Origin of the sequence: Mesorhizobium sp. M4A.F.Ca.ET.020.02.1.1, assembly GCF_004022645.1 — a bacterium.
In the GTDB taxonomy this organism is placed as follows: domain Bacteria; phylum Pseudomonadota; class Alphaproteobacteria; order Rhizobiales; family Rhizobiaceae; genus Mesorhizobium.
Genome location: NZ_RZOI01000172.1, coordinates 1 through 9,489, shown reverse-complemented (window position 1 = coordinate 9,489; position 9,489 = coordinate 1). Strand labels below are relative to the sequence as shown.

The window sequence follows — 9,489 nt, the reverse complement described above, 5'->3', positions numbered from 1 at the left end:
CCCGTCGACATCGTCGCGCCGATCCGCCGCGCCTACTGGCTGGTCTATCACGAATCGGTGAGGCCGCTGCGCCGGGTGCAGATCGTCGCCAACTTCATCACCCGGGCGGTGGAAAGGGAGCGCGCTCTGTTCGTCTGACTCGCCCGCCTTGCGCTTGCCACAAAATCGGCGAGTGTGGCATCCGCCTATTGAGCGGCTTTAAAGCCCGGGCGGGGACTTTTCGGAAAGCTGGCGCGGAGAAAATGCGAGCCGTTCTTGCCATCCTGCCGCTGGCCTTCCTCTCGGCTTGCGCCAACCCGTGGACGAAAGTGCCGGAGGCGGAGCTGCCAAAGCCGATCCGCACTGCGATGGCGCGCCCTTCGCCCTTCGTCATCGGCAACTATTGCGGGCCGGGCACCCGCTCCGGCGACCTGTCGCTGCGGCCGGTCGACCGTCTCGACGCCGCGTGCCAGGTCCACGACGCCTGCTACATCGCCCGCCATAACCATTGCGACTGCGACGGCGCCCTTGTCGCCTCGGCGCGAGCGATCCGCGACGACAAGAGCGCGACGAGGGCGATGCGCGACGAGGCCGAACTCCTGATCGCCACGTTCGCCGTCCCCGTCTGCAAGATCTTCCCGCAGGGCTTCATGCCGCCACGCGATCCCGCCCAGCTCAAGGCCATGAACGGGGCCACCGGGTGACGCGGCGCAATTTCGGATGCCTGGCCCTGCTCTGGCTGGCGCTCGCGGCAACGGCCGGCTGCGCCGGCATGCCCGGCCGTTCCGCCTGCGCTTTCTTTCCGGGCGATGATACCTGCGACCGGCCGCCGGTCTCGGCCGACACCACCGGCACCGAGATCGCAACCGCACAATACTTCGGGAATGACGACAACGGCGCCTACGAGAAGCGGTTCCAGGCGCTGCTCGCCCAGAGCCGGCTCGACGCGCTCGATCGCACGAACGGCACCGGCCGTTTCGGCCATGACTGGCGTGATGTCCAGAACAGCCGTTTCCAGGCGACCTACCGGACGCTGCAGCGGCTGGCGAGGCCGCTCGACAAGACCGAGCTGACGCCAACCCGCGATAAGCCCGGCGAGGATCATTTCACCGGGCGCTGGCGCATGTCGCGCCAGACGCTCTATCTCGATGCCGCCGCCCGGCCTTTCGCGCCGAGGATATTCAGTTTTTCCGGACTGGAGGCGCGCTCGGTCGAGATCGTGCTTCGTCAGGCCGGCCGGAAGCCGATCGACATAGGTGGCTCCTGCGACGGGCCGCTGGCAATCCGCGCCTCGGGACGATCAAGCAGCATTGCGGCGGGCTCGGCGTTTCATCTCAGCCTGCCGGCGGCAGAAACATCAGCAAGCCTGTTTCCCGATGAAGCGCTGACCCGCTGCGACCTGCGTGTCCGCTCCGACCTCGCCCCCGCCGGCGCACCGCTGACCATCCTGCGCGAGGAGGTCGCCGACCCATGGGTCGCCGCGCTCGACAGCCGCTACGATCGCTGTCCGGTGCCCGATCCGTCGGGGTTGAAGAAACTGGACCGTGTGTTCTATGCCGGCCGCTGGCTGTCGCAGACCTGCGCGCTGCCGCTCGGCAAACCGCTTTTGCTGCGCAAGTCGCGCGATGGGTTCAACGCCAAGGTCGAGGCCTTGCTGGGCACAAGGCTTTCCGACAGCGCCCTCGACAAGGCCGATCCGGAGCTGCCGCTCGACTTCACCCATGCGCCGAAACTCAGGCTGATCTATCTGTCGTCACTGGAGTTCAAGGCGGACTTTTCCGGCCGCGTCATGGAGCGGCTGGTCCGCCACCATGCCGCCTTGGGCACCAAGGTGCGCATCCTGGTCACCGATGTGCTGGAGCGCGAGAAGGACGACGTCCTGCTGCACCGGCTGGCGGCGGAATTCCCCAATGTCCAGCTTCAGGAATACCGCTGGCGGGCCGACCATGGCGCGCCGATCGACGAGCAGATCTCACAGCTGCACAAGACCCATCACGTCAAGATGCTGGCGGCGCTGGCCGACGATCCCGGCCGTTCGCGCGTCATCATCGGCGGCCGCAACATCCATGACGGCTTCCTGTTCCACAGACCGGTCGACCTGTCGCGCTATCCGGACCTGCAGCAATACGGCAGGACCGACGGCTTCTCGCTGAACTACTATTCGAACTGGAGCGACTTCGACATTGAGTTCGCCGATCCGGCGATGGTCCAGACGCTCGCCGCGCATCTGTCGACCGTATGGCTGCGCGATGCCGACACCAATATCTCGCGGCCGTTTTCGATTCCGGTCCGCGCCAGCGGCCGGCTCCCGCAAGGCGTCGCCCGGCATTTCATCTCCGCGCCCTATGAGGACGGGCACGCGCTGGAGAACTATTTCGTCGAATTGATCGACACCGCCGAGCACCATATCCAGATCGTCAATCCTTACCTGAATTTGACGCCGAAGCTCGCGCTGGCCTTCGACCGGGCGCTGGCGAGAGGCGTCAGGATCGACATTGTCGGCCGCATCGACCTCAAGGGCGATATCGGCGGCAAGTTCCTTACCGCGCTCAACAAGCTGTTCGTCGAGAAGTACGGCGACCGCATCGACATCCGCGAATTCAAGGCGCCCGACGTGGTGCTGCATTCCAAGATCATGATGATCGATGAGCGGCTGGTGGCGATCTCGTCGGTCAACCTCAACAACCGCAGCTTCTTCCATGACTCGGAGAACGGCATGACCGTTCTCGACCCCGCCTTCTATGCCAGGATGAGGCCGGTTTATGACGACTACCTCGCGCACTCGACCCCGGTCGCCACCAATGTGACGATCCCCTGGGCCTACAGGCTGCTGTTCAGCCAGAGCTGGGTGAAGCAGGCATTTTGATGCATGTCGCCCAAAAGCATGCAGCGGTTTTCGGACAACGACATGCACAAAGCTTAAGGCCGCCGCACTATTTCAGGTAGCGTTCCGGCCCGAGGTCGTGCGCGTTGATCTCCGGCACCCGGCTGGAGATGATGTCGGCCAGCACCTTGGCCGAGCCGCAGGCCATGGTCCAGCCGAGCGTGCCGTGGCCGGTGTTGAGATAGAGGTTTGACAGCTCACTGCGGCCGACCAGCGGAGGCCCGTCCGGCGTCATTGGCCGCAAGCCGCACCAGAAGGTCGCGGTCTTGAGATCACCGCCGCCCGGGAAGAGATCGCCGACCGAATGCTCCAGCGTACGCCGGCGCGACTCGTGCAGCCTCATGTCGAAGCCTGAAATCTCAGCCGTGCCGCCGACGCGGATGCGATCGCCGAGCCTGGTGATCGCCACCTTGTAGGTCTCGTCCATCACCGTCGAGACGGGCGCGGCATCGGCATCCTTGATCGGCACGGTGATCGAATAGCCCTTGACCGGGTAGACCGGGATTGGCCGTTTCACCCGGCGCATTGCCTGCGCTGAATAGCTGCCCATCGCCATCACATAGGCATCCGCCGCCTTCCAGCCCTTGCTGGTGTGGATGTTGTGCACACGGTTGCGGCTGCGGATGATTCGCCTGATCACGGTGTCGTATTCGAAGGTGACGCCGCGCGCCACGCAGAGCTCCGCCAGCCGGTCGGTGAACATCTTGCAGTCGCCGGTTTCGTCGCCCGGCAGCCTGAGACCGCCGACAAATTTTCCGCGCACGCCGGCCAGCGCCGGCTCGGCGGCGATGCAGCCCTCGGCGTCGAGGACTTCATAGGGAACGCCGTATTTCTTCAGTACCTCGACGTCGCCGCCGGTGCCGTCGAGCTGCTTTTGCGTACGGAAAAGCTGCAGCGTGCCCTTGGCCCGCTCGTCATAGGCGATGCCGGTCGTCTGGCGCAGCGTCTTCAGCGTATCGCGGCTGTATTCAGCAAGCGGCACCATGCGCGACTTGTTGAGCGCATAGCGCTCGGCGGTGCAGTTGCGCAGCATCTTCAAGAGCCATGTCCACATATGCGGATCGAAGGCCGGCCGCACCACCAGCGGGCCATGCTTCATCAGCAGCCATTTGATCGCCTTCAGCGGGATGCCCGGGCCGGCCCAGGGCGAGGCATAGCCTGGCGAGACCTCGCCGGCATTGGCGAAGCTGGTTTCCAGTGCCGGACCTTTCTGGCGATCGAACACCGTCACCTCGTGGCCGGCCTCGGCGAGGAAGTAAGCGGTGGTGACCCCGATCACACCGCCGCCCAGCACGAAGATCTTCATCGCATCGCTCTCCACGACGACGTCTGGTCAGGGCTCTCACTGTTATGTGGCGCATGATCCTTGCGCGAAGATCGTTGCCGATTTTCGGAGCCATGCGCAGGCCGGGGTCGTCGCCCACTGTCTGCCGGATTTTGCGGCGTCCGCCAAGTGGCCGCGCCAGGCCGCGATATTGAAAAACCTCAGCCGCCCACATAGCGCCGGTGAAAACGCGGTCCGAGGCTGGTCAGGATCTCGTAGCCGATCGTGCCGGCATGGCCGGCCGCGTCGTCGACGCTCTGTGACGTACCAAGCAGTTCGACCAGATCGCCTTCGCCGAGCCTGCCGGGCGGCAAGGCGGAAATGTCGAGTATGATCGAATCCATCGACACCCTTCCGACAAAGGGCAACCGCACGTTCTCGAACCAGGCGGCCGAGGCGGCGCGCCGGTGCCAGCCATCGGCATAGCCGAGCGAAATCGTCGCCAGCCTGAGCGCATCCTGCGCGCGATAGGTGTGGCCGTAGCCGACGCCTGCCCCCTTCTCGACGCTTCGCGTCTGCACGACCTTGGCCTGCAGCCGCACCACTGGCAGCATCGGGTTCGGATCCGTCGGCGTCGGATTGATGCCGTAGAGCGCCGCCCCGGGGCGGACGAGATCGAACTGGAAGGCCGGCCCGAGAAAGATGCCGGAGGAATTGGCCAGCGAAGCCGGCGCCTCGGGCAGCATCTTGCGCAAGCGCTCGAACGTCAGCCACTGCCGCTCGTTGGCCGGATGTGCCGGCTCGTCCGCGCAGGCGAGATGGCTCATGACCAGGGTGACCGCAATACCTTCGAAGGAATCGGGCTTGTGGCTCAGCTCTTCGACCTCCGCCGGCGGCATGCCGAGCCTGGACATGCCGCTGTCGACCTGGATCGCGGCCGGCAGCTTGCGGCCGGCCTGTTGACCAGCCTCGCTCCAGGCCGTGAGTTGCGTTGAGCTGTTGATGACGACGCAAAGGCCGGCTTCGACGGCCTCGTTTTCCGAGCCCGGCGGCAGCCCGTTCAGCACATGGATCACCGGGCCGGGCCCGAGCGCCTTGCGCAGCGCAATGCCTTCGGAGAGCAGCGCGACGAAGAAGCTGGTGCAGCCTTCCGCCGCCAGCGTCGCCGCCACCGCCGCGGCGCCCAGCCCATAGCCGTCGGCCTTGACCACGCCGGCGCAATGGGCGCTGCCCGCCCGCGCTTTCAGCCGCCGGTAGTTCTCCCTGATGGCGCCGAGATCGATGCTCAGGATCGCCCCGGCCACGGCCTCGCTGACCGGTCCGGCAGCTTCTGTGTTCGGGATAGGCCTTTCGGCGGCGTCGTCCATGCCGGCCCCCATTGCATCGGCCATCAATAGAGCATGATCGCTAAAAGTTGGAACCCGGTTTTTGGAAAGACGTGTTTGCGCCTTATGAGACCAGGTGCTGAAACGCCGCAACCACCTCCTCATAGACCTGGCGCTTGAACGGCACGATCAGGCCGGGCAGGTCCTGCATCGGCCGCCACGCCCATTTGTCGAACTCGGCGGTGTGGCCGCCCGGCGGCGGATTGATCTGGATTTCACCGACATCGCCATGGAAGCGGTAGGCGAACCATTTCTGCGTCTGGCCGCGATAGCGCCCTTTGAGGGCGACGCCGACCAGATGCGCCGGCAGATCGTAGTTGATCCAGTCCGGCGCCTCGGCGAGCAGCGAGACCGAGCGCATGCCGGTTTCCTCGTAGAGCTCCCGCTCCGCCGCCTCGAGCGGCTCCTCGCCCTTGTCGATGCCGCCCTGCGGCATCTGCCAGAGCTGCGTCGTGCCGGAGAACTCGCTGTCCGATTCGGCGATGCGATGGCCGACCCAGACCAGCCCGTCGCCATTGAGGATCATCAGGCCGACGCATGGACGGTAAGGCAGGGTTTCGGGATCGACGTTTTTGGCCATAAATGAAAGTTCCAGCCGTTTTGAGAATTCGCTCCGGCGAGGCAGGTGGCGAGCGATTTCGAGAACCGGAACGGAGCGTACTTAAAGGACGTGAACAGCGCGTATGACCCCGAAAATCGAAACCGATGTTTCGGAAAGGATCATACGCAAATCAAAAAAGCTATAGCGTCCTTTGCCCATCCAAAGGACGCGCGGCGCTGTAGACGCGCAGAAAACGTCGCCAGATGCCCGCCGGAGTAAAATTATCGGGACGGCTGTTAGCCTTTTTGCGGATCGATCGCTACCGCCGAGATCGGCACGATCTCGATGCCGCGTTTTTTCGCCTCGGCCACCCAGGCCGAAACCGTGTCGACCGTGAGATCGAAGGCCGAGCCGATGCCGACGGCGGTGCCCTTGGCCCGCGCGGTGGCTTCCAGCTCGTCCAGCTTCTTCAGGATCGCGCCGCGATCCTGCACCGCGTCGATCGATGTGTCGCCGGCGACGAACGGCACGCCGTCCTTCAGCGCCAGGTCCGGCGCCAGGCTGCGCGCCGACGAGCCGTCGTCGACATAGGCGAGACCCCTCTTGCCGAGCTCGGCGATGAACGGCGCCATCGCGGCCGCGTCGGCCGAGAACCGCGCCCCCATATAGTTCATGACGCCGGTATAGTTGGTCGTCCGCGACAGCGCCCAGTGCAGGCTTTTCAGGTTCTCGTCCGGGCTCGCCGCCACAGTCAGCGTGTTACGGCCGGGATTGATGTTGGGATAGTCGAATGGTTCGAGCGGGATCTGCAAGACGATCTCGTGCCCGCTCTGCCGCGCCGCCTGCATCCAGCGGCCGATGCTGTTGCCTTGCGGCGCGAACGCCAGCGTCACCTCGGCCGGCAATTTGGCGATGGCCGCCTGCGTGCCGGTCTGGGAGACGGCGAGCCCGCCGATAACGATCGCCACGCGTGCGCCGCGCGACCCCGACCACGGCCGCGCATAGACGTCGAACGGTCGCCTGCCGTCGGCGGCGCGGGCCGGCAGCGGGCCGGTGTCGCTGGCTTCGATCAACGCCTTGTCGGGGATATGCGCGATCTTCAGGTTCTGGCCGATCGCGGAAGGATCGCGGATGACGATGGCCGCCTTGGGCGGGCCGTCGCCTTCCTCGGTCTGGACATGGATGATCTGCGGTCCGCCGGCCTTGGGCGTTTCGACCTTGGGTGCCGCCGTCGCCGCCTCCGCGGTGGGTGCCGGGGCAGGCGTTGCGGCCGGGGCCGGCGCCACCTTCGGCGTCGACACCGCGACCTCTTGCGGCTTGCGGAACGGTTTTTCGCGCAACGCGATCGCGCCGGAGACGCCGATCACCGCAAGCACGGCGAGCGTCGCCGCGACCGCGCCGGTGCTGATGCCGCGCGACGCAACACGCTGCGGCCTGAGAGCCTGCCCGAGTGGTCGCTCTATGTCCTTGCCGATGTCCACCAAGCCGCAACCCCGATGCATTGGGACCGGCAGGTGGGTCACCTCCCGGAACGCCAACGCCAATCCAAGCCTTCTCGGCGCCTGCCACGCCTCGGGCGCGGCGCGCCAGCCGCGTCCCCGAATCAAACTGCCGGAACCTCGCGGTCCCGGCAGCATCGCATTGCTTCGATCAGGCGGCCAGACCTCTTGGTCTGGTCCGCCGAATCCTTACTGGTTGAGCACGGCCTTCTGCGGATTCGGCGGGAACGCCGGATCGGTCTTCTGGCCGCGCAAAAGCTGCTCGGCATAGATCAGCTGCAAGTCGTCCTTCGGATCCGGCGGCACATAGGCAGCCGAGCCGGAGCCGGTCGAGCTCTCGTCGGCGCCCTTGATATGGCCCTTGAGGTCCGATTCGCCGCGCGTCAGGTCCCGGCCCTGCAGGTCCGCCGGCAGCGGCTGCTCGACCTTTATGTCAGGCGTGATGCCCTTGCCCTGGATCGACTTGCCGGACGGGGTGTAATAGAGCGCCGTCGTCAGCCTGAGCGCGCCGTTCTCGCCGAGCGGGATGATGGTCTGCACCGAGCCCTTGCCGAAGGACTGCGTGCCGACCACGGTGGCGCGGCGCAGGTCCTGTAGCGCGCCGGCGACGATTTCCGACGCGCTCGCCGAACCGCCATTGACCAGCACGATCAGCGGTTTGCCGCCGATGTCGTCGCCCGCCCTCGCGTCGAAGCGGGTGACGTCCTTCGGATCGCGGCCGCGCGTCGAGACGATCTCGCCGCGGTCGAGGAAGGCATCCGACACGCTCACCGCCTGGTCGAGCAGGCCGCCCGGATTGAGGCGCAGATCGAGCACATAGCCCTTGAGCTTGTCGGCCGGCACCTGCTTCTTGATGGTGTCGATGGCGTTCTCGAGATCGTCATAGGTCTTCTCGGTGAACGAGGTGATCTTCATGTAGCCGACGTCGTTCTCGACCCGGAACTTGACCGCCTTGACCTTGATGATGTCGCGCACCACCGTCAGCTCGATCGGCTTGTCGGCGCCCTGGCGCAGGATGGTCAGCTTGATCGGCGTGTTGACCGGTCCGCGCATCTTCTCGACGGCGTCGTTGAGGGTCAGGCCGCGCACCTCCTCGCCGTCGATCTTGGCGATGTAGTCGCCTGCCAGCACGCCGGCCTTGGCGGCCGGCGTGTCGTCGATCGGCGTGATCACCTTGACCAAGTCGTTCTCCATGGTGACCTCGATGCCGAGGCCGCCGAACTCGCCCTTGGTCTGCACGCGCATGTCCTGCGCCTGCTCGGCGTTCATGTAGGACGAGTGCGGATCAAGCGAGGCCAGCATGCCGTTGATGGCGTTCTCGACCAGCGACTTGTCGTCCGGCGGCGTCACATATTGCGCCCGCACACGCTCGAAAATATCGCCGAAGATCGCCAGCTGCTTGTAAGTCTCGGAGCCCGCAGCGTTCGCCGTCGAGCCTGGCGCGCCGTAGACCAGACTCATCGCTGACGCGCCCATCAGCACGCCGGCGAACAGAAGCGAAAGTTTCCGCATCATTTCACGTCCTTCCAGAAAAACGGTCCGCCCACCATGGGGTCGGATCGACGGGTTTCCCATCCTTGCGGAACTCGACATAGAGCTCCGGCGTGGCATTTCCATTCTGCGAAGCCGAGGTGCTCGCCACCCGGGCCTCTCCCATCGCGCCGACCGGTTCTCCTGCGAGCACCGACTGGCCAGTCGCGACACTGATTCTGCTCATCCCAGCCAGGACGACATGATACCCGTCGCCGGCATTGAGGATCAAGAGTTGACCATAAGAGCGAAACGGCCCCGCATAAAGCACATTTCCATCCGCCGGCGCGGTGACGATGGCTCCCGATTGTGTCGCAACCATGTCGCCCTGCATCACCGCGCCGTTACCGTCATCGGCCCCGAAGCGCCGCTTGATCTTGCCGGTGACCGGCAGCGCGATCTGTCCC

8 protein-coding genes and 1 pseudogene are annotated in these 9,489 nt (G+C 65.4%); 3 read left to right on the top strand and 6 right to left on the bottom strand.

Annotation, left to right across the window (positions count from 1 at the left end; all coding sequences use genetic code 11):
* From EN742_RS39350 to EN742_RS13600, 3 genes and pseudogenes are all read left to right on the top strand, one after another.
* Positions 1–138, top strand: a pseudogene (locus tag EN742_RS39350) (LysR family transcriptional regulator); the annotation flags it as partial.
* A gap of 104 nt (positions 139–242) precedes the next feature.
* On the top strand, positions 243–683 hold the full coding sequence (locus EN742_RS13605) for a hypothetical protein (RefSeq protein WP_126057810.1): 441 nt from the start codon (positions 243–245) through the stop codon (positions 681–683).
* Between the two features lie 68 nt (positions 684–751).
* Complete coding sequence (locus tag EN742_RS13600) at positions 752–2,845, top strand: phosphatidylserine/phosphatidylglycerophosphate/cardiolipin synthase family protein (protein ID WP_127404981.1); 2,094 nt, start codon at positions 752–754, stop codon at positions 2,843–2,845.
* 67 nt (positions 2,846–2,912) lie between these two features.
* Here EN742_RS13600 and EN742_RS13595 read toward each other — a convergent pair whose 3' ends face one another.
* From EN742_RS13595 to EN742_RS13570, 6 genes are all read right to left on the bottom strand, one after another.
* Positions 2,913–4,169: a D-amino acid dehydrogenase gene (locus tag EN742_RS13595; RefSeq protein ID WP_127404980.1), complete on the bottom strand. Its 1,257-nt coding sequence runs from the start codon at positions 4,167–4,169 to the stop codon at positions 2,913–2,915.
* 179 nt (positions 4,170–4,348) lie between these two features.
* Positions 4,349–5,494, bottom strand: a complete 1,146-nt coding sequence (gene alr / locus EN742_RS13590) for an alanine racemase (RefSeq protein ID WP_127404979.1) — start codon at positions 5,492–5,494, stop codon at positions 4,349–4,351.
* A gap of 82 nt (positions 5,495–5,576) precedes the next feature.
* On the bottom strand, positions 5,577–6,092 hold the full coding sequence (locus EN742_RS13585; protein ID WP_127404978.1) for an RNA pyrophosphohydrolase: 516 nt from the start codon (positions 6,090–6,092) through the stop codon (positions 5,577–5,579).
* 257 nt (positions 6,093–6,349) lie between these two features.
* Complete coding sequence (locus EN742_RS13580; RefSeq protein ID WP_127404977.1) at positions 6,350–7,537, bottom strand: divergent polysaccharide deacetylase family protein; 1,188 nt, start codon at positions 7,535–7,537, stop codon at positions 6,350–6,352.
* Positions 7,538–7,741: 204 nt separating this feature from the next.
* Complete coding sequence (locus tag EN742_RS13575) at positions 7,742–9,067, bottom strand: S41 family peptidase (RefSeq protein ID WP_189375314.1); 1,326 nt, start codon at positions 9,065–9,067, stop codon at positions 7,742–7,744.
* Between the two features lies 1 nt (position 9,068).
* A partial coding sequence (locus EN742_RS13570) for a peptidoglycan DD-metalloendopeptidase family protein (RefSeq protein WP_148670097.1) occupies positions 9,069–9,489 on the bottom strand: 421 nt, incomplete at its 5' end.

Bases quoted from the DNA above. Each gene is read 5' to 3' on its own strand.
- EN742_RS13605 (WP_126057810.1), top strand. From the start codon at position 243: ATGCGAGCCGTTCTTGCCATCCTGCCGCTGGCCTTCCTCTCGGCTTGC.
- EN742_RS13600 (WP_127404981.1), top strand. From the start codon at position 752: ATGCCCGGCCGTTCCGCCTGCGCTTTCTTTCCGGGCGATGATACCTGC.
- EN742_RS13595 (WP_127404980.1), bottom strand. From the start codon at position 4,169: ATGAAGATCTTCGTGCTGGGCGGCGGTGTGATCGGGGTCACCACCGCT.
- alr (WP_127404979.1), bottom strand. From the start codon at position 5,494: ATGGACGACGCCGCCGAAAGGCCTATCCCGAACACAGAAGCTGCCGGA.
- EN742_RS13585 (WP_127404978.1), bottom strand. From the start codon at position 6,092: ATGGCCAAAAACGTCGATCCCGAAACCCTGCCTTACCGTCCATGCGTC.
- EN742_RS13575 (WP_189375314.1), bottom strand. From the start codon at position 9,067: ATGATGCGGAAACTTTCGCTTCTGTTCGCCGGCGTGCTGATGGGCGCG.